The sequence below is a fragment of the Lelliottia sp. JS-SCA-14 genome (genome assembly GCF_035593345.1).
In the GTDB taxonomy this organism is placed as follows: Bacteria; Pseudomonadota; Gammaproteobacteria; order Enterobacterales; family Enterobacteriaceae; genus Enterobacter; species Enterobacter wanjuensis.
The window spans coordinates 1,673,956-1,693,779 of sequence record NZ_CP141606.1; the positions used below are offsets into that span (position 1 = coordinate 1,673,956).

General features: G+C 55.5%; 13 protein-coding genes and 1 CRISPR repeat array. Of the genes, 10 read left to right on the plus strand and 3 right to left on the minus strand.

Annotation, left to right across the window (positions count from 1 at the left end):
- Positions 1 to 31: 31 nt before the first annotated feature.
- Positions 32 to 733, minus strand: a complete 702-nt coding sequence (aqpZ, locus tag U9O48_RS07885; protein WP_255411544.1) for an aquaporin Z — start codon at positions 731 to 733, stop codon at positions 32 to 34.
- A gap of 366 nt (positions 734 to 1,099) precedes the next feature.
- Between aqpZ and U9O48_RS07890 the strand changes: the two genes are divergently transcribed.
- Entirely contained in the window at positions 1,100 to 2,758 is a 1,659-nt protein-coding gene (locus U9O48_RS07890; protein WP_282492346.1) for an ATP-dependent endonuclease, read from the plus strand.
- Here the strand turns inward: U9O48_RS07890 and U9O48_RS07895 are convergent.
- Complete coding sequence (locus tag U9O48_RS07895; protein WP_324724008.1) at positions 2,755 to 3,711, minus strand: VirK/YbjX family protein; 957 nt, start codon at positions 3,709 to 3,711, stop codon at positions 2,755 to 2,757. The two genes, U9O48_RS07890 and U9O48_RS07895, sit on opposite strands and share 4 nt — an antisense overlap.
- A gap of 159 nt (positions 3,712 to 3,870) precedes the next feature.
- Between U9O48_RS07895 and macA the strand changes: the two genes are divergently transcribed.
- Together macA and macB are read left to right on the plus strand one after the other, a co-directional pair.
- Positions 3,871 to 4,986, plus strand: coding sequence for a macrolide transporter subunit MacA (gene macA / locus U9O48_RS07900; RefSeq protein WP_285158402.1), 1,116 nt, complete (start codon positions 3,871 to 3,873; stop codon positions 4,984 to 4,986).
- Positions 4,983 to 6,923, plus strand: coding sequence for a macrolide ABC transporter ATP-binding protein/permease MacB (macB, locus tag U9O48_RS07905; RefSeq protein ID WP_324724009.1), 1,941 nt, complete (start codon positions 4,983 to 4,985; stop codon positions 6,921 to 6,923). The genes macA and macB overlap by 4 nt, the downstream gene beginning before the upstream one ends.
- A 120-nt stretch (positions 6,924 to 7,043) precedes the next feature.
- On the opposite strand, the gene cspD is transcribed toward macB, so the two are convergent.
- A complete protein-coding gene (gene cspD / locus U9O48_RS07910) occupies positions 7,044 to 7,265 on the minus strand; it encodes a cold shock-like protein CspD (protein ID WP_100777020.1) in 222 nt (73 codons plus the stop codon).
- Between the two features lie 319 nt (positions 7,266 to 7,584).
- On the opposite strand from cspD, the gene clpS reads away from it, so the two are divergent.
- The 7 genes from clpS (at position 7,585) to csy2 (ending at position 19,824) form a co-directional block, all read left to right on the plus strand.
- Positions 7,585 to 7,905 carry an ATP-dependent Clp protease adapter ClpS gene (clpS, locus tag U9O48_RS07915; RefSeq protein ID WP_282492351.1) on the plus strand — a complete coding sequence of 107 codons (321 nt, stop codon included), beginning with the start codon at positions 7,585 to 7,587 and terminating at the stop codon, positions 7,903 to 7,905.
- A 27-nt stretch (positions 7,906 to 7,932) separates the two neighbouring features.
- Positions 7,933 to 10,212, plus strand: coding sequence for an ATP-dependent Clp protease ATP-binding subunit ClpA (clpA, locus tag U9O48_RS07920; RefSeq protein ID WP_282492352.1), 2,280 nt, complete (start codon positions 7,933 to 7,935; stop codon positions 10,210 to 10,212).
- A gap of 706 nt (positions 10,213 to 10,918) precedes the next feature.
- Entirely contained in the window at positions 10,919 to 11,359 is a 441-nt protein-coding gene (locus U9O48_RS07925; protein WP_324724010.1) for a hypothetical protein, read from the plus strand.
- Between the two features lie 175 nt (positions 11,360 to 11,534).
- A CRISPR array of direct repeats spans positions 11,535 to 13,064; the repeat unit is 28 nt; unit sequence GTTCACTGCCGTGCAGGCAGCTTAGAAA.
- A gap of 305 nt (positions 13,065 to 13,369) precedes the next feature.
- On the plus strand, positions 13,370 to 14,347 hold the full coding sequence (gene cas1f / locus U9O48_RS07930; RefSeq protein ID WP_324724011.1) for a type I-F CRISPR-associated endonuclease Cas1f: 978 nt from the start codon (positions 13,370 to 13,372) through the stop codon (positions 14,345 to 14,347).
- Positions 14,344 to 17,562: a type I-F CRISPR-associated helicase Cas3f gene (gene cas3f, locus U9O48_RS07935; RefSeq protein WP_324724012.1), complete on the plus strand. Its 3,219-nt coding sequence runs from the start codon at positions 14,344 to 14,346 to the stop codon at positions 17,560 to 17,562. Before cas1f ends, cas3f begins: the two co-directional genes overlap by 4 nt.
- A 22-nt stretch (positions 17,563 to 17,584) precedes the next feature.
- A complete protein-coding gene (gene csy1, locus U9O48_RS07940; protein WP_324724013.1) occupies positions 17,585 to 18,892 on the plus strand; it encodes a type I-F CRISPR-associated protein Csy1 in 1,308 nt (435 codons plus the stop codon).
- Entirely contained in the window at positions 18,889 to 19,824 is a 936-nt protein-coding gene (gene csy2, locus U9O48_RS07945) for a type I-F CRISPR-associated protein Csy2 (protein WP_324724014.1), read from the plus strand. The genes csy1 and csy2 overlap by 4 nt, the downstream gene beginning before the upstream one ends.

A 19,824-nucleotide genomic window follows, 5' to 3' on the forward strand; every position in this document is an offset into this window, starting at 1 on the left:
CGCCACCCGACACCACAGCGTACACAATCTATCAGTCGCGTTTTTCCAGCAGCGTACGATACAGTAGCCCGCCGAGGATACCGCCGACAATCGGCATCACCCAGAACAGCCACAGCTGCTGCAGCGCCCAGCCACCCTGGAAGATCGCCACTGCGGTGCTGCGCGCAGGGTTCACGGAGGTGTTGGTCACGGGAATGCTGATCAGGTGAATCAGGGTCAGCGCCAGGCCGATCGCAATCGGTGCGAAACCGGCGGGAGCGTGTTTGTCAGTGGCACCGTGGATCACCAGCAGGAAGCCGGCGGTCAGCACGATTTCAATCACAATCGCCGACAGCATTGAGAAGCCGCCCGGAGAGTGCTCGCCGTAGCCGTTAGAGGCAAAGCCGCTGGCTGCTGCGTCGAAGCCCGCTTTACCGCTGGCCACCACGTACAGAACCGCTGCCGCAATAATGCCGCCAACCACCTGCGCAATAATATAACCAATCACGTCTTTCGCCGGGAAACGACCGCCGGCCCACAGACCTAATGTCACCGCCGGGTTAAAATGGCCGCCGGAAATATGGCCGACAGCAAATGCCATCGTTAATACGGTTAAGCCAAAGGCTAATGCTACGCCTGCGAAACCAATACCTAATTCCGGGAATGCAGCTGCCAGAACGGCGCTACCGCAACCACCAAACACCAGCCAGAATGTACCAAAGCATTCTGCCGCTAATTTTCTAAACATAACCACCTCGTTAATTTCCGCGCGCTGTCCTGCGCGCGGGCTACTAAATCGCCTAAAGGGATGACGACTCAAAGAGCCATTATTTTAAAAACCAACAACACCCCTTCGCCAGTTAAATAAATCTGCTTAATTTGATTTATGGCAATGTGATGTTAATCCTTGTTCGAACTGGATGGATTTAAAGCATAGTCCAATTCGGAATGCGAAGTATCTTATGCGGGCTAATATGTTTCAAACGAAAGTCGAGAAGCAAATTCTGATTTTTACCGCCAGCCCCGACATATTCGGTAAAGGTTAATGTGTCCTGTCGCCACGCCTCCCGCTATACTGCTGATAACTTGAAGGAAAAAGTGAGCGTTTCAAGGGGGATGTATGTTTCTCGAACGTGTGGAGATCGTCGGGTTTCGCGGCATTAATCGCATATCGCTGATGCTGGAACAGAACAACGTGCTGATCGGCGAAAACGCCTGGGGTAAATCCAGCCTGCTGGATGCCTTAACCCTGCTGCTTTCGCCCGGCGCTGAGCTTTACAGCTTCGTTCGGGAGGACTTTTGGTTTCCGCCGGGGGATATTCTCGGGCGCGAGCACCACCTGCATATCATTCTGACCTTTCGCGAGCTTGAACCTGGCCGCCATCGCGTGCGTCGTTATCGACCGCTTTCCCCCTGCTGGACGCCCTCGGATGATGGCTATCAGCGCATTTTTTACCGTCTGGAAGGCGAGCTGGCGGAAGACAACAGCGTCCTGACCCTGCGCGGGTTTATGGATGCCCGCGGGCAGCCGATTATTCTCGATGACATCGACGCCCTGGCCGGGCACCTTGTGCGCCTGATGCCGGTGCTGCGCCTGCGGGATGCGCGCTTTATGCGCCGGATCCGCAACGGGGCGGTGCCGAATCTGCCTGAAGTGGAAGTCACCGCCCGCGAGCTGGATTATCTGGCGCGCGAACTGGTGGCGCGACCGCAAAATCTGACCGACGGGCAGATTCGCCAGGGGCTGTCGGCGATGGTTCAGCTGCTGGAGCACTACTTCTCTGAGCAAGGTATTTCGCAAACTCATAATCGTCTGATGCGCCGTCGTTCCCACGATGAGCAGCGCAGCTGGCGCTATCTGGATATTATCAACCGCATGATCGACCGGCCTGGCGGACGGGCGCATCGGGTGATCCTGCTGGGCCTGTTCTCCACGCTGCTGCAGGCGAAAGGCTCGGTGCGTCTGGACCGCGATGCGCGTCCACTGCTGCTGGTGGAAGACCCGGAGACGCGGCTGCATCCCATCATGCTCTCTGTTGCGTGGCACCTACTGAATCTCTTACCGCTGCAGCGCATCACCACCACCAATTCCGGCGAACTGCTCTCCCTTACGCCGGTGGAACATGTCTGCCGTCTGGTGCGCGAATCGTCCCGCGTTACCGCGTTTCGTCTTGGACCGGGGGGGTTAAGCCCGGAAGACGGTCGGCGGATCGCGTTTCACATCCGCTTTAATCGCGCGTCGTCGCTGTTTGCCCGCTGCTGGCTGCTGGTCGAAGGGGAGACGGAAACCTGGGTGATTAACGAACTGGCGCGCCAGTGCGGCCACCATTTCGACGCTGAAGGGATCAAAGTTATTGAGTTTGCCCAGTCGGGATTAAAGCCGCTGATCAAATTTGCCCGCCGGATGGGCATCGAATGGCATGTACTGGTGGATGGCGACGAGGCCGGGAAAAAATACGCCAGCACTGTGCGCGGTTTGCTGAACAACAACCGGGAAGAGGAGCGCGAGCACCTCACGGAATTACCGGCGATGGATATGGAACACTTTATGTATCGCCAGGGGTTCAGCGATGTCTTTCATCGCGTCGCCATGATTTCGCCGGACGTGCCGATGAATATGCGACGGGTCATCGCCAAAGCGATTCATCGTTCATCGAAGCCGGATCTGGCCATTGAAGTGGCGGCGGAAGCGGGAAGAAGAGGGGTGGATGCGGTGCCGACGTTGCTGCGCAAAATGTTCTCCCGCGTGCTGTGGCTGGCACGCGGGAAAGCCGATTAGCTGCGGGCTGCCTGATTGACCTGAGCGATCAGGCTGTCCAGCAGTTCGTAGCGGCGGCGGTACTCTGAGCGTTTCTTGCTCGCGATCTCTTCCATTGGTTTACGCGCCATCGCCAGCGGCAGCTGGAAGTGGCCGCTCTTCTGCGCTTCGCCACCTAACGAGAGCCAGAAGCTGTCGTAATCCGCCAGCAGTTTGCCCTCTTTTTTCTTGCGGTAGCGCCAGCTGCGATAGATATGCGTATGGTTGCTGACCGCCATAATCTGCTCGACCGGGAACGCTGCGCCCAGCGTCATCGCCGCTTCCACCAGCAGACGTTTCGGGAACAGGCCGTGGCAGGCTTTGGTCGCGCCCTGGATCAACTCGTGAGGCACAAAAGACTTCGCCCCTTGCAGGCCACCGATAAACAGGGTGGTTTTCCCTTCGTGCTGACACAGGGTGAAGGTCATCTCAGCCAGCACCGTATTCTGATGATCGCAAAACGCCAGCGTCGCTTCGCCCTCTTTATCGAGGAATGCGTCGGCGCACAGACGGATCCTAAACTGCTGTTCGTCTTTGCCGGTCAGCGTCAACAAGGTGACACCTTGTTTTGATAAATAGCCGTTAATCAGCGCTGCCGGAAGGGTTTTGCTCATGCTCTGGTAGTGCCAGTTCAGCGCCTCGAGGGCTTTCTGACGGCTCATGTCCACCGAAAGCCAGGGACGATGCAGACGGCACGGCAGCCCTGGCTGCACTTTCAACATTTGCATTAACCGCGGCTGTTTTGCCAGGCTTGCCAGCAGGCGCGCGGTGCTGAACGGTGCCGCAAGTGTACGCAGCATGAATTTACGCCGATAAGCGGGGTTTTGCCACGCAAGCCCTGGCGTTAATTCGCCGGATGCAAGGCTCTGGAAAAGCTGCCAGCCCGATTTTGGCTGAGAACGTTGGGAAGAAGGTATATCGGCGATGGAAGACATGATTATTCCTGGCTTCTGGATGAGATCGCTATTTCAGCAGGGGTTTAATCAACATCTCGTCAACAAACGGGGTGAGAGACAAAAAACGGGGGTTTCGTTGAGGAACAGTTTAGTTAGAATCAACGTTTATAATTGCCAGAACATTTATTTGGAACATTTATGAATCTCAAGGGAAAACGCAGGAAGCTGTTTTTGCTGTTAGCCGTCGTCGTGCTGGTGGGCGGATTCTGGCTGTGGCAGATCCTCAACGCGCCTGTGCCACACTACCAGACGCTGATTGTGCGTCCGGGTGAGCTGCAGCAAAACGTGCTGGCGACAGGCAAACTGGACGCCTTGCGTAAAGTTGACGTCGGCGCGCAGGTCAGCGGTCAGTTAAAAACGCTGTCGGTTGAGATTGGCGACAAAGTAAAAAAAGGTCAGCTTCTGGGGGTGATCGACCCCGAGCAGGCGGAAAACCAGATCCGCGAAGTAGAAGCGACGCTAATGGAATTACGCGCCCAGCGCAGCCAGGCGGAAGCGGAACGGAAGCTTGCGCAGGTGACGCTTGGGCGTCAGCAGGCGCTGGCGAAAACCCAGGCCGTTTCTCGTCAGGATCTGGATACGGCTACTACCGAACTGGCGGTGAAACAGGCGCAGATTGGCACCATTGACGCGCAAATCAAACGTAATCAAGCCTCTCTCGACACGGCCAAAACTAACCTCGATTACACCCGCATCGTGGCCCCCATGGCCGGGGAAGTGACGCAAATCACCACCCTGCAGGGCCAGACGGTGATCGCCGCGCAGCAGGCGCCGAACATTCTGACGCTGGCGGATATGGGCACCATGCTGGTGAAAGCCCAGGTTTCCGAGGCCGACGTGATCCATCTGAAACCCGGCCAGAAGGCCTGGTTTACGGTGCTCGGCGATCCTAATACGCGCTACGAAGGGGTGCTGAAAGATATCCTGCCGACGCCGGAGAAGGTCAACGACGCCATTTTCTACTATGCCCGCTTCGAAGTGCCTAACCCGAAAGGCGTGCTGCGCCTGGACATGACCGCGCAGGTCCACATTCAGCTCACGGGCGTGAAAGATGTGCTGACCGTTCCGCTGGCGGCGCTGGGCGAACCGGCGGGCAACAACCGCTATAAAGTGAAAGTCCTGCGCAACGGCGAAACCCGCGAACGCGAAGTCGAGATTGGCGAGCGTAATGATACGGACGTGGTGATCGTCAAAGGTCTGGAAGAGGGCGACGAGGTGGTGACCAGCGAAACCCTGCCCGGGGCCGCGCAATGACGGCACTGCTTGAGCTCAACGATATCCGCCGCAGCTATCCTTCCGGGGACGGCGCGGTGGAGGTGCTGAAGGGCATCACCCTGAGCGTCGAAGCCGGGGAGATGGTGGCGATAGTCGGGGCATCCGGCTCCGGGAAATCCACCCTGATGAACATTCTCGGCTGTCTGGATAAACCGACCAGCGGCACCTATCGCGTGGCGGGAACGGATATTTCCACCCTCGACAGCGACGCGCTGGCGAAACTGCGCCGGGAGCACTTCGGATTTATCTTCCAGCGCTACCATCTGCTTTCGCATCTGACGGCGGCGCAAAACGTCGAAGTCCCGGCGGTGTACGCAGGGATTGAGCGCAAGAAGCGCCTTGAGCGCGCCCAGGCGCTGCTGACGCGGCTGGGTCTGGCCGAGCGCGTGGATTATCAGCCCTCGCAGCTTTCCGGCGGGCAGCAGCAGCGTGTGAGTATCGCCCGCGCCCTCATGAACGGCGGACAGGTGATTCTGGCCGATGAACCGACCGGGGCGCTGGACAGCCATTCCGGCGAAGAGGTGATGGCGATCCTGCACCAGCTTCGCGATCAGGGCCATACGGTGATTATTGTCACCCACGATCCGCAGGTGGCGGCGCAGGCGGAAAGGATCATCGAGATCCACGACGGGGAGCTGGTCAGCAATCCCCCCGCGAAGAAAAGCCATGCCGGTGTACAAAGAGAAGTTATGCCGCCGTCGACGGGCTGGGGGCAGTTCGTCAGCGGATTTCGCGAGGCGCTGACCATGGCATGGCTGGCAATGGTGGCAAACAAAATGCGCACCCTGCTGACGATGCTCGGCATCATCATCGGCATCGCTTCGGTGGTGTCGATTGTGGTGGTGGGCGATGCGGCGAAACAGCTGGTGCTGGCGGATATCCGCGCCATCGGGACCAACACCATTGATATTTATCCCGGGAAAGATTTCGGCGACGACGAGCCGCAAAACCAGCAGGCGCTGAAATATGACGATCTGGTGGCGCTGCAAAAACAGCCGTGGGTTAACTCTGCCACCCCTGCGGTGTCGCAAAACCTGCGCTTGCGCTACGGGAATATCGACGTCGCGGCCAGCGCCAACGGCGTGAGCGGGGACTATTTTAACGTCTACGGCATGACCTTCAGCCAGGGCGCGACCTTCAACGCCGAGCAGCTCGCGGGCCGCGCGCAGGTGGTGGTGCTGGATGACAACTCGCGTCGTCAGCTGTTCCCCAATAAAACCAACGTCGTCGGGGAAGTGATTCTGGTGGGCAACATGCCCGCGACGGTGATCGGCGTGGCGGAAGAGAAACAGTCGATGTTTGGCAGCAGTAAAATCCTGCGCGTCTGGCTGCCGTACACCACCATCTCCGGGCGCATCATGGGGCAGTCGTGGCTTAACTCCATCACCGTGCGGGTGAAAGAGGGCTACGACAGCACCCAGGCCGAACAGCAGATCGAGCGACTTCTCACCCTGCGCCACGGGAAGAAAGATTTCTTCACCTGGAATATGGACGGCGTCTTGAAAACGGCGGAAAAGACCACACGTACTCTTCAGATGTTCCTGACGCTGGTGGCGGTGATTTCGCTGGTCGTCGGCGGGATTGGGGTGATGAACATCATGCTGGTATCGGTGACGGAGCGCACGCGCGAGATCGGCATCCGCATGGCTGTGGGAGCGCGCGCCAGCGATGTGTTGCAACAGTTTTTGATTGAAGCGGTGCTGGTCTGTCTGGTGGGCGGCGCGTTTGGTATCACGCTGTCGATGCTGATTGCCTTTACGTTGCAGCTGTTTTTACCGGGCTGGGAAATTGGTTTCTCACCCTTTGCGCTGCTGACGGCGTTTTTGTGTTCGACGGCAACGGGCGTATTGTTTGGCTGGTTACCGGCGCGCAATGCGGCGCGGCTGGATCCGGTGGATGCGCTGGCCCGCGAGTAAGTGATTGGTTTTGTATGCCCGTGCAAGCGTAGCGCCGGCGGGCATCGCGCGCTGGAAATAAAAATGCCAGCCGATCGGGCTGGCATTTTGACGACAGGATGTACACAATGAATCAGAGGGCTATGCGACAGCTTCTGCTTCGATGGGCACAATGACGCTGGCATGATTGCCTTTTGGCCCCTGGTGAACATCAAACCGAACCGACTGTCCGGCTTTTAGTGTTCTGTAACCATCCATCTGAATGGTGGAGTAGTGAGCGAAGATATCTTCGCCGCCGCCTTCAGGGCAGATGAACCCGAACCCTTTGGCGTTGTTGAACCACTTAACAGTACCCATTTCCATGCTTCGACATCCTTCGTATATCTTATTAAGTAAGATGGAATGAACCGGTGGTGGAGTGGGGGCTGTTCAAAACCTCGCCAACTCACGCCTGTACAATTTAGATAAACCAGCCTTATCGTCAAGTGTCAGGCGCTGGAGTTGGGACAATAATCAACCAAAATTTGAAGCAGTTAACGCTATTGACGGGAATGTGACAGACATCGCGGATGGCAGTAATAGATGTTTGTTATCTGATATCTGAGGTAGATTCAGAATAGGTATCAATGCCTGTCAGCGAAAATGTTCTGCCGGAAAACGTAACCGATGATGACGACTGACAATGGGTAAGAGCAACGACTGGCTGGATTTTGACCAGCTGGCGGAAGACAAAGTGCGCGACGCGCTAAAACCGCCATCTATGTATAAAGTGATGTTAATGAACGATGATTACACGCCGATGGAATTTGTTATTGACGTGCTACAAAAGTTCTTTTCTTATGATGTTGAACGTGCAACGCAACTGATGCTCACCGTTCACTATCGAGGCAAAGCCATCTGCGGCATTTTTACTGCCGAAGTGGCCGAAACGAAAGTGGCGATGGTGAACGAGTATGCAAGGGAGAACGAGCATCCGTTGCTGTGTACGCTGGAAAAAGCCTGAAAAGGCATAAAATTGGGGGAGGTGCCTATGCTCAATCAAGAACTGGAACTCAGTTTAAACATGGCTTTCGCCAGAGCGCGTGAGCACCGTCATGAGTTTATGACCGTTGAGCACCTGCTGCTTGCACTGCTCAGCAACCCATCTGCCCGCGAAGCGCTGGAAGCCTGCTCCGTGGACCTGGTGGCGTTACGTCAGGAACTCGAAGCCTTCATCGAACAAACCACCCCGGTGCTGCCCGTCAGCGAAGAGGAGCGCGACACTCAGCCGACGCTCAGCTTCCAGCGTGTCCTGCAGCGTGCGGTGTTCCACGTCCAGTCCTCTGGCCGTAGCGAAGTGACCGGCGCGAATGTGCTGGTTGCCATCTTCAGCGAGCAGGAGTCGCAAGCTGCGTACCTGCTGCGCAAACACGAAGTCAGCCGACTCGACGTGGTGAACTTTATCTCTCACGGAACGCGAAAAGACGAGCCGAATCAGGCCTCGGACTCCAGCAATCAGGTCAATAATAATGAAGAGCAAGCAGGCGGGGAGGATCGTATGGAAAACTTCACCACCAATCTTAACCAGCTTGCTCGCGTCGGCGGAATCGACCCGCTGATTGGCCGCGATAAAGAGCTGGAACGCGCGATTCAGGTGCTGTGCCGCCGCCGTAAGAACAACCCGCTGCTGGTGGGGGAATCGGGCGTCGGTAAAACCGCGATTGCCGAAGGGCTGGCCTGGCGTATTGTGCAGGGCGATGTCCCGGAAATTATGGCCGATTGCACCATCTACTCGCTGGACATCGGTTCTCTGCTGGCGGGCACCAAATACCGCGGCGATTTCGAAAAACGCTTTAAAGCGCTGCTGAAACAGCTGGAACAAGACACCAGCAGCATCCTGTTTATCGATGAAATTCATACCATCATCGGGGCAGGCGCGGCGTCTGGCGGCCAGGTGGATGCGGCCAACCTGATCAAACCGCTGCTCTCCAGCGGCAAGATCCGGGTGATGGGCTCGACCACCTATCAGGAGTTCAGCAATATTTTCGAGAAAGACCGTGCGCTGGCGCGCCGCTTCCAGAAAATTGATATTACTGAGCCATCCGTTGAAGAAACGGTGCAGATCATCAACGGCCTGAAACCGAAGTACGAAGCGCACCACGACGTGCGTTACACCGCCAAAGCGGTGCGTGCGGCGGTGGAGCTGGCGGTGAAATACATCAACGACCGTCATCTGCCGGATAAAGCGATTGACGTGATCGACGAAGCGGGCGCGCGTGCGCGTCTGATGCCGGTCAGCAAACGCAAGAAAACCGTCAACGTGGCGGATATCGAATCCGTCGTGGCTCGCATCGCGCGTATCCCTGAGAAGAGTGTTTCTCAGAGCGATCGCGACACCCTGAGAAACCTCGGCGATCGCCTGAAAATGCTGGTGTTTGGTCAGGACAAAGCCATTGAAGCTTTAACCGAAGCCATCAAAATGGCCCGTGCAGGGCTGGGACACGAGCACAAGCCGGTCGGTTCCTTCCTGTTCGCCGGTCCAACCGGTGTCGGGAAAACTGAGGTGACGGTGCAACTGTCGAAAGCGCTGGGCATCGAGCTGCTGCGCTTTGATATGTCCGAGTACATGGAACGCCACACCGTCAGCCGTCTGATTGGTGCGCCTCCGGGATACGTGGGCTTTGACCAGGGCGGCCTGCTCACCGACGCGGTGATCAAGCATCCGCACGCGGTACTGCTGCTCGATGAAATCGAGAAAGCGCACCCTGACGTGTTCAACATCCTCTTGCAGGTGATGGACAACGGTACGCTGACCGACAACAACGGGCGCAAAGCGGACTTCCGCAACGTGGTGCTGGTGATGACCACCAACGCCGGCGTGCGTGAAACGGAACGTAAATCGATCGGCCTGATCCACCAGGATAACAGCACCGACGCGATGGAGGAGATCAAGAAGATCTTTACGCCAGAGTTCCGCAACCGTCTGGACAACATTATCTGGTTCGATCACTTGTCGACCGAGGTGATCCATCAGGTGGTGGACAAGTTCATCGTCGAACTGCAGGTTCAGCTGGATCAGAAAGGCGTGTCGCTGGAAGTGAGCCAGGAGGCCCGCAACTGGCTGGCCGAGAAAGGCTACGACCGTGCGATGGGTGCCCGTCCGATGGCGCGAGCCATTCAGGACAACCTGAAAAAACCGCTGGCCAACGAGCTGCTGTTCGGTTCATTGGTAGACGGCGGCCAGGTGACAGTGGCGCTGGATCAGGCGAAAGGGGAGTTGACGTACGACTTCCAGAGTGCGCAGAAGCATAAGCCGGAAGCGGCTCACTGAGTTTGATTGTTTTGGTAAAAGCCGGGCGAAAGCCCGGTTTTTTTATGCCTGTTTTCGGCCCGATCGGTCCCTTGTCTGTGTGGGTGATCTTCAGGGCGAAAGTGTGTGCTCAATCGGTCCCCCGTCTGTGTGGGCGATCTCCAGCGTGATAGTGTTTGCTCAATCGGTCCCCTGTCTGTGTGGGTAATCTCCAGGGGGAAGGTATTTGCTCGATCGGTCCCCTGTCTGTGTGGGTGATCTCCAGTGTGAAAGTGTTTGCTCAATCGGTCCCCTCTCCCTTGAGGGAGAGGGTTAGGGTGAGGGGGAACATGCGGCTCTGGTGCTGACTCCGCCCTCGCAGCGAAACCTTCACAAGATGAATATCTTGAGCCGCTGAAATTTTGCGAGGCGTTTTCCAGAATTTAAATATGGTTATTGCTGGATAAAATCACAGTAATAAAATGGCGGCGCACCTGCAAAATCAGGTGTCGGGATTGGCGTCCTGACTCATACGATGGATGATGTTGATTTATCAACAATCATTGGGTTCGTTCACTCTTTTGAAATCTGCGGATATAATCCGTAAGCTCAATTATGGTGGGCTGAACTGGGGCTTCTTTTGAAGCGCCGATTTTTCGTGTGAGTCGGTACGCCAAACCGGTTCAGTCTGCCACCTGACTTGGCGTTCGGGTGGAAATATTCAAATTTCACACGGAGTCTTTATTAAATGGAAAACACGAAAACTTTCCCCCTCTATAGCGAACTCAGCCAGGATATCCCCGATCTCCCGACACTTGCCGAGCGCTGTAAATTGCTCGCCGAAATTCTTCTCGACTGTAATTCGCTACCGCAAACGCAGCCAGTTGCCCGTTGTTTTGCGGCATATCTGGATATCCTGCAGGCAGAACTGGAAAAATCTATGGCCGATTTTCGTGTTGTTGAGATTTCTGACGAGCAAGAACAGCCAGAACCCAGGGGCTGGTTTCTGGAGGATACAGAAACACAGTGCAATTACTGTCGCGCGTTAAATCATGTTCTGCTGATCTCGCATTTTGACCGCGATATGCTCCCGCACCTGACCGGGCTTTTACATGATATGACGCATATGATGGCCGAAGGACTGGTGGCATCCAGTCATCAACCCACCGTTACCGTGATTCATTGCTGATTATTAGCACCGCGTCGGGAGCGATCTCCCGGCGTAGGGTTCCAGACCCTTTTTTTCCGGATGATTGTAACTTATTGATTTTTTTGTGGGATTAATGACGGAAATAAAAAGGGTTACAACGTACTGAAGTTGATTATTATCTTTGGCAACAATGGGATAAGGGTGTTACGCTCTAGTTCACTGCCGTGCAGGCAGCTTAGAAACTATTGCTTCGTCATGTTCCAGAAAACACCAGGTTCACTGCCGTGCAGGCAGCTTAGAAATCGCCCACGCCGAAAATTTTCGAAAACTTGCTGTTCACTGCCGTGCAGGCAGCTTAGAAATGAAAACAGCGTCAATGGGCCAGCCTGCGAGCGTTCACTGCCGTGCAGGCAGCTTAGAAAATGTCGCGCGCTCTGGTTTATTCCTCACGGCTTGTTCACTGCCGTGCAGGCAGCTTAGAAAAGCACCCGCATAAAAACAAAAAGAAGAAGAGCGTTCACTGCCGTGCAGGCAGCTTAGAAAAGAGGGCTGGGTAGCCGTTCCCGCTGAGCCGAGTTCACTGCCGTGCAGGCAGCTTAGAAATGCCAAAGAGGGAGATCGACAACATCTCCTTCGTTCACTGCCGTGCAGGCAGCTTAGAAAGACACTCGCCAGGTTTCCTGAGCAGAGTTTTAGGTTCACTGCCGTGCAGGCAGCTTAGAAAAGGATAAGAGCACCGGCTTTCACAAGGTCGCGGTTCACTGCCGTGCAGGCAGCTTAGAAACATCGGTTTTATAGAAACTCCAAGTCAGAATTGTTCACTGCCGTGCAGGCAGCTTAGAAATAGAGCCACTTCAATTCCCAGCGTCTGCAGGTGTTCACTGCCGTGCAGGCAGCTTAGAAAACGCAAGCCAGTGCGCAGGCCGCAATTAATCAGTTCACTGCCGTGCAGGCAGCTTAGAAATGTCGTAATCATGGAATGTACCCGCCCGTGAAGTTCACTGCCGTGCAGGCAGCTTAGAAACCTCTATTGCACTCGCGGAAATGGCTCAATGTGTTCACTGCCGTGCAGGCAGCTTAGAAATTGAGCACGCTATCGCTTACGTCCGCCATACGGTTCACTGCCGTGCAGGCAGCTTAGAAAACGACCACAAATACAGTTAAGCAAGCGTCAAGGTTCACTGCCGTGCAGGCAGCTTAGAAAACGACGCCGCCAAAGCCGCAACCAACGTGAAAGTTCACTGCCGTGCAGGCAGCTTAGAAAGATGCCTGGATTACATCTGCCTCTGTGTAATCGTTCACTGCCGTGCAGGCAGCTTAGAAAGTTGACCGGCATTCAGTCAGCGTGGATAAAATGTTCACTGCCGTGCAGGCAGCTTAGAAAGATGAAATGCAAATACCGCCCACGCACGAGATGTTCACTGCCGTGCAGGCAGCTTAGAAAGTTTAACGGCAACCGTAGAGGGCTTTTATCGTGTTCACTGCCGTGCAGGCAGCTTAGAAACGCAGAGATACGGGCTTGTCGAACTCAAGCCAGTTCACTGCCGTGCAGGCAGCTTAGAAACAAAGGATCACGTCAATTTTTCTCACGCCGTCGTTCACTGCCGTGCAGGCAGCTTAGAAAAATGACCAGCCAACAATCGAGAACCTCGGCGGGTTCACTGACGTGCAGGCAGCTTAGAAAGACGCCAGCAGTCATGGAGAGTGACGACGCCTGTTCACTGCCGTACAGGTAGCTTGGAAAGCGCCGTGCTAGTCACAAGAAGCGTATTCTCAGCCCACTGCCGTACAGGCAGCATAAACCCTATTAGTTAATTAAATAAACCTATATTAATAAACATAATACTACCCATCCTTTATTAATAATCACCCGACATGAAATTATTTTTATTATTCGAAATTAACATGCGATTTTTAATTTTATTAAAACGCCAATGATGTCTTTTTGTATTTTTTGCAGATTGATTTCATGCATTAAATACGCTCTAATCATGACAACGAAATTTGATGCAAGAACCACATTAAATACTATTTAATCAGGATATTGCTATGTCTGTAAAAGGAGTTACACCATCCGACCTCAAAACGATTCTCCATTCTAAGCGAGCCAATATCTATTACCTCGAAAAATGCCGCGTGCAGGTGAACGGTGGTCGGGTTGAGTATGTTACGCAGGAGGGTAAAGAGTCCTTTTACTGGAACATTCCCATCGCCAACACTACGGCGGTTATGCTGGGGATGGGCACGTCGGTCACGCAAATGGCCATGAGAGAATTTGCGCGCGCAGGAGTCATGGTCGGTTTTTGCGGGACAGACGGCACACCGCTTTATTCTGCGAATAAAATAGATATTGATGTTTCCTGGCTCAGTCCGCAAAGTGAATATCGTCCGACAACTTATCTGCAAAACTGGGTATCTTTTTGGTTTGACGAAGAGAAACGATTACAGGCAGCAAAACAGTTCCAGTTTATTCGTTTAATCCAAATCGAGAAATATTGGGTTGGGTCGCGCCCGCATCTGGAAAAATTATTTCATCCGGATAAGAACACCCTGAAGAACATTCTTGAACACGCCAGGCTGGGAATGGAAAATGCAGAAGATCATACCGCGCTAATGCTTCAGGAAGCGCAACTCACCAAATCACTTTATAAATTAGCCAGTCAAACTGTGGGCTACGGTCAATTTACTCGCGCCAAACGGGGCGGTAGTGTCGATCTGGCAAACCGTTTTCTCGATCAAGGGAATTATCTGGCCTATGGGCTTGCCGCCGTTGCGACCTGGGTGACGGGTATTCCCCATGCGCTGGCGGTGATGCATGGCAAAACCCGGCGCGGTGGGCTGGTGTTTGATATCGCGGATTTAATCAAGGATGCGCTGGTCATGCCGCAGGCGTTTCTGGCGGCGATGGAGGGCGAAGACAACCCGATGTTTCGCCAGCGCTGCATCAATGCCTTTCAGCAGGCGGATGCTTTGGATGTGATGATCACATCATTGCAGGAAACGGCGGAAGCGGGAGCGGCACGATGAACGTGCTGATTATATCCCGGTGTACCAGGAACGCCCGTGAAGAAAGTTGCCGAATAGTCGATCAGTTTGCCGAGCGCACGGGGGATGCCGCATGGCAAACCACGATCACCCTCGAAGGGGTCAACACGCTGCGCAAACTGTTGCGTAAAACCGCGCGGCGTAACACGGCGGTGGCCTGTCACTGGCTCAAAAAGAGCGGGCAAACCGAACTGCTGTGGATTGTCGGTAATCTGCGTCGCTTCAATGCTCAGGGGCGGGCCCCGACGCATCGCACCACCACGGATGTGCTCAAAAATGGCACGGAGCATGGCTGGCACTGCGCCGAAAGTATCGCGTTGCTGGCGGCTATCGCTGGGCTGTTTCATGATTTTGGCAAGGCGGGTCGCTGTTTCCAGCAGACGCTAAAAGGTGAAAACCAGCAGCGCTGCCAGCCCTACCGCCATGAATGGATCTCCGTGCGTCTGTTTCAGGCGTTTATCGGTGAAAAAACAGATCAGGAGTGGCTGTCTGAGCTGGAACATTTCAAAGCGTCGGATGAGAAAATCTGGCTCAAAACCCTTTTCTCCGATATGCCATCAAAGAGTGACAGTCCGCTGCGTGGCATGCCGCCGCTGGCGAAAACCGTCGCTTGGTTGATCGTCTCACACCACCGTTTGCCTCAGGCATTATCCACCACGCCACAGCTGGAATATTGCACTGGCTGGCTGGATCGACAGCTGAACGCCGACTGGAATTCGCTGAATCACAAACCCAGTGAGAAGCACCCGTGGCGCGAGCGAGACTATAAAAACGTCTGGTCATTTCCCAACGGCACACCGCTTCGTAGCCAGACCTGGCGGGAGAAAGCCAGGCAAATTGGCAAGCGGGCAAAAAATGCCGTGTCACTAGCCCAGTATGGATCGCTGGATAACCGATTCACGGTCCATCTCGCGCGGCTCTCACTGATGCTGGCCGACCACTTTTACTCAGCGTTTCTTCCTTCTCTTATCTGGCAGGATGACGCCTGCGATCTGTGGGCCAATAGCGATCGCCAGACTGCACAGTTGAAACAAAAACTGGATGAGCACAACTGCGGCGTCGCTCACCATGCGCTGCTGACGGGCCGATCTTTACCCTGGCTTCGTCGCTCGCTCCCGGCTATCTCCCGACACAAGACTTTTCGCGAAAGGGCGAAAGACGCCCGATTTCACTGGCAGAACCAGGCCTGGGATATTGCTCTGGCGCTGCGCGAACGCAGTGCAGAACAGGGTTTTTTCGGTGTGAATATGGCTTCTACGGGCTGCGGGAAAACCTTAGCCAATGCCCGAATTATGTATGGTCTGGCAAATGAACAGGAGGGTTGTCGCTTTAGCGTTGCGCTGGGACTGCGCACGCTAACCCTGCAAACTGGTCAGGCGTTGCAGTCGCGGCTGGGGCTTGATGACGACACGCTGGCGGTGGTGACGGGCTCGGCTGCCGTTCGGGAACTGTATGAGCAGGATAAAGACGACGCGGATAACAGCAGCGCCAGTGATGAAGCGTTTTTTGCCAGCCATCATTATGTTCACTACGAAGGCAGCACCAGTCAGGGTGCGGCACAGAAATGGCTGGCTGCGGAGCCTGCGCTGAATCGCCTGGTGAGTGCGCCGGTGCTGGTGACGACGGTGGATCACCTCATGCCTGCGACAGAAGGTGTGCGGGGTGGCAGGCAGATCCCGGCGATGCTGCGTCTTCTCACCAGCGATCTGGTCCTTGATGAGCCGGATGATTTCGACGTTGATGATTTGCACGCCCTGTGTCGGCTGGTGAACTGGGCGGGAATGCTCGGGTCGCGCGTGTTGCTTTCATCCGCGACGTTACCGCCCGCCTTAACCGAAGCGCTGTTTGAGGCTTATCAGGAAGGGCGTAAAGCCTGGCAGGCGGCCTGCGGAGTGCCAGGAAAACCGGTTGCGGTTTGCTGCGCCTGGTTCGACGAGTATGGCGCGAAGTCGCAGGAGGTGAGTGATGACGCTACATTCCGTCAGACGCACAGTCAGTTTGTGGCGCGTCGGGTGGCGCATTTAATCCGGCAACCCTCTCTGCGACGGGGAAAGCTGGCCGCTATTGCGCCAGGATCAGACTTCTACGGTGCCGTAGCGGCATTGATTTATCAGAACATGCTGGCGCTGCACCAGCAGCATCGCAATCTCCATTCAAGTGGCAAAACAGTCTCGTTTGGTCTGGTGCGGCTGGCGAATATCAACCCGCTGGTGGCCGTGGCGCAAGTACTGATGGCCATGCCTGCACCGGAAAATTACTGCATTCATTATTGCGTCTATCACAGTCAGCATCCGCTGGCGGTGCGCTCCATGATCGAGAAGCGGCTGGACAGGGCGTTTACACGTCATCAACCTGAGCAGATTTGGGCATTGCCCGAAGTCAGACAAGCGCTGATCTCCCCTGAACAGCATCATATTTTTGTGGTGCTCGGTACCTCGGTGCTGGAAGTAGGGCGCGATTTTGACGCCGACTGGGGGATTATCGAGCCGAGCTCGATGCGCTCTTTGATTCAGTTTTCCGGACGCATTCAGCGCCATCGTCAGCAGGTTCCTGAAAGTAACAATCTGGTGGTTTTCAACCGCAATCTGCGGGCGCTACGCGGTGAATCGGTGGCGTATTGTAAACCGGGCTTTGAAACGGAAAAGCATCGACTGACTCACCATGATTTAAACGCACTCCTGCCCGAATCTACGCTGCGTACTCTTAACGCGATCCCGCGGATTGTCGAGGATGTGCCGGATAACGCCTTTGCCCGACTGGAACACACTCGGTTGCGCGCCGCTCTGCTGGAAGGGGGAGACAAAAATGACGTGGTTGCTGCGCAGTGGTGGCGACTTCCCCTGGACTGGAATGGTGAATTGCAGCGGCGCACTCCTTTCAGGCAATCCTCCCCGCAGGTGTCCTGGTTTCTGACCATGAATGAGGATGATGACGACCCTACGTTTTGCCTGTTGCAGGAAGATGGGGGGCTTAAACCTGCTGGTTTATTTCAGAAGCAGGCGTTGTTGCTGGCCGCTGGTGTACGGGCCTGGGTCGACATCGATTATCAGGAGTTGCTGGTCGACCTTGCGGAAGCGAAGCAGATGGAGTTGCGAAACGTCTCGCTACGCTACGGGGAAATATCGTTACGGATGAAGGGTAAAGACGCCACCGAACAATGGCGATATCACCCGATTTTGGGTGTGTTCAGGGAATAGTGACTCACTGGCAGGAGCAGGTATGGATGACAGATCGCTGGCCGCGTTTATCGCGGAGTACATCGCCGGGAGACGGCAAACCAAGCTGGACGCTTTCGAAAAAGAAGCCGCAAAGCGGAGCGCTGAGAACAGCGCAACGCTTGCGGAAGAGCGCCGTGAGCTGGAACGTCGCTACGAGCCAAAAGCATGGCTGACCGATGCGGCGAAACGAGCCGGGCAAATTAGCCTCGTGACCCATGCAGCAAAATTTACGCATGGAGATTCAAAAAGTAGCAGTATATATAGCGAGGCAGTGGCGGCGGAAGGTTACCTCAGCAGCGCGGCGTTGCAAGGTCTGGAACCGGATGCAGTCGGCAATGCGGCGGCGCTGGATGTCGCGAAGTTACTGCAAGCACGCATAGAAGGTGATTCGCTGCTGGACTGCCTGAAGCGCGGCGATCATCGACCCTTTGCGACCTTTACGGATGATGGCACTCAGCTGAATGAATGGATCAGCGGATTTTCCCGCGCGCTTACCGCCGCCGAACCCGCCTCGCACAAGCTGGCAAAGCAAAACTATTTCCCGGTCAACGGCGATTACCATCTGCTCAGCCCGCTGTTTGCCACCTCTTTTGTTCACGCTCTGCATCAGAAAATGATTGCTCTGCGTTTTGGCGACGAAGTGAAAGCCATCTGGAAAGCGCGCCGCGAAAAAACCTGGCATCCGCAGCCGCTGGTGCGCTTTCCCGATGCGGCCGAAACGCATTTTGGCGGCACGAAACCGCAGAATATTTCTTACCTGAAAAGCGTGCGCGGCGGGCGTACGTGGCTGCTCTCCGCGCAGCCACCGCAGTGGAAACGGGCGGAAAAACCGCCGGTGAATATGCTTTCCCTGTTTGCGTTCGGCGGTCAGTTTGATCGACGTGCCAAAGGCATCGTGACATTGCTGGTGTCGTTGCTGTCCAGAACCGGTAAATACACTAACCACCGAATTCGCGGTGCGCGTGAAGAGTACATTGAAGCGCTGATCGACCTGCTGTTTCTGGTGGCAACTGAGATTCAGCGCGAAGCATGGCAAGGCTGGACGCTTAACTGCCCTGAACTGAAAACCCATCAGCAGCTGTGGCTCGATCCCTGGCGCACGAAAACGGATGAAGCATTCCGTCTGGAGCGTGAGAAAGACGACTGGCAGGCCAGCGTAGCGGAAGACTTTGCCCTGTGGCTGAACGCCCGTCTGCGCAAGGCGTTGCCGGAAGTGGGAGCGGTGGAAAAACGAGAATGGGAAACCCGTCAGCATCTGCGTGACCATCTGCGCGAGCTGGAAAAAATCATTCAGGAGGAGCTGAAATGAGTTCGTTGATCCTGCTTCGCCGGGTACGCGTTGAGAACGCCAATGCTATTGCGGGCGTGACCTGGGGTTTTCCGGCGATCACCCATTTTCTGGGGTTCACCCATGCCTTATCCCGCAAGCTCAGCGTCACCCACGGGCTGCACCTGGACGGCTGTGCTGTCGTCAGCCACGAGCATCAGGTCCACGCACATACTTCCGGGCGCGATTATCAATTTGCGTTAACCCGTAACCCGCTGACGCGCGAGGGCAAAACGGCCTCCTTCAACGAAGAGGGACGGATGCACATGACGGTTTCGCTGCTGCTGGAATGTCACGGAGAAATCGCCAACGGCGAGTACGGGCAGCAGGAACTGGCGGATGCCTTGCAACAGATCTGCCCGACGCTCAGGCTGGCGGGTGGGATGATTGTCGGTATTCAGGATATTCGCGTACTGGATATGCCGCAGACAGCCGCTGAGATGTGCCGTTTACAGTGGCGGCTGATGCCGGGATTCGTCCTTCGCGATCGCAGCGCCTGGCTTGCTGAACACCATCAGGCGTTACTGGCAAGCGATCCGACAGCCACTGTGCTTGATGCCTGGCTCGACTTCGCCGCGCTAAAAATCGAGGCGGAAACGCCGGATGAGGGCGATATTCACGAAGGCGAGCCTGCTGAGTGGCACCGCGTCGGGAAACCGCGGCCAGGCTATCTGGTGCCGCTGATGACGGGGTATCAGCGCATCTCTGAACTCTATGCGCCGGGTGTCGTCGCTCATGCGCGCGACGCGCAAACGCCGTTCGCTTTTACCGAGGCAGTCTACGGGATTGGCGAGTGGTGCGGGATGCACCGTATCACATCACTGGAAGCGATCTTCTGGCGCTATCGCACGACACAAACCGGTTATTACTGCCAGGGAGCGGATGCGCCGCTGGCCGCTCAACATCAAAACTGA

Bases quoted from the DNA above. Each gene is read 5' to 3' on its own strand.
- macA (WP_285158402.1), top strand. From the start codon at position 3,871: ATGAATCTCAAGGGAAAACGCAGGAAGCTGTTTTTGCTGTTAGCCGTC.
- clpS (WP_282492351.1), top strand. From the start codon at position 7,585: ATGGGTAAGAGCAACGACTGGCTGGATTTTGACCAGCTGGCGGAAGAC.
- cas1f (WP_324724011.1), top strand. From the start codon at position 13,370: ATGTCTGTAAAAGGAGTTACACCATCCGACCTCAAAACGATTCTCCAT.
- U9O48_RS07890 (WP_282492346.1), top strand. From the start codon at position 1,100: ATGTTTCTCGAACGTGTGGAGATCGTCGGGTTTCGCGGCATTAATCGC.
- macB (WP_324724009.1), top strand. From the start codon at position 4,983: ATGACGGCACTGCTTGAGCTCAACGATATCCGCCGCAGCTATCCTTCC.
- csy1 (WP_324724013.1), top strand. From the start codon at position 17,585: ATGGATGACAGATCGCTGGCCGCGTTTATCGCGGAGTACATCGCCGGG.
- U9O48_RS07895 (WP_324724008.1), bottom strand. From the start codon at position 3,711: ATGTCTTCCATCGCCGATATACCTTCTTCCCAACGTTCTCAGCCAAAA.
- cas3f (WP_324724012.1), top strand. From the start codon at position 14,344: ATGAACGTGCTGATTATATCCCGGTGTACCAGGAACGCCCGTGAAGAA.
- clpA (WP_282492352.1), top strand. From the start codon at position 7,933: ATGCTCAATCAAGAACTGGAACTCAGTTTAAACATGGCTTTCGCCAGA.
- cspD (WP_100777020.1), bottom strand. From the start codon at position 7,265: ATGGAAATGGGTACTGTTAAGTGGTTCAACAACGCCAAAGGGTTCGGG.
- csy2 (WP_324724014.1), top strand. From the start codon at position 18,889: ATGAGTTCGTTGATCCTGCTTCGCCGGGTACGCGTTGAGAACGCCAAT.
- U9O48_RS07925 (WP_324724010.1), top strand. From the start codon at position 10,919: ATGGAAAACACGAAAACTTTCCCCCTCTATAGCGAACTCAGCCAGGAT.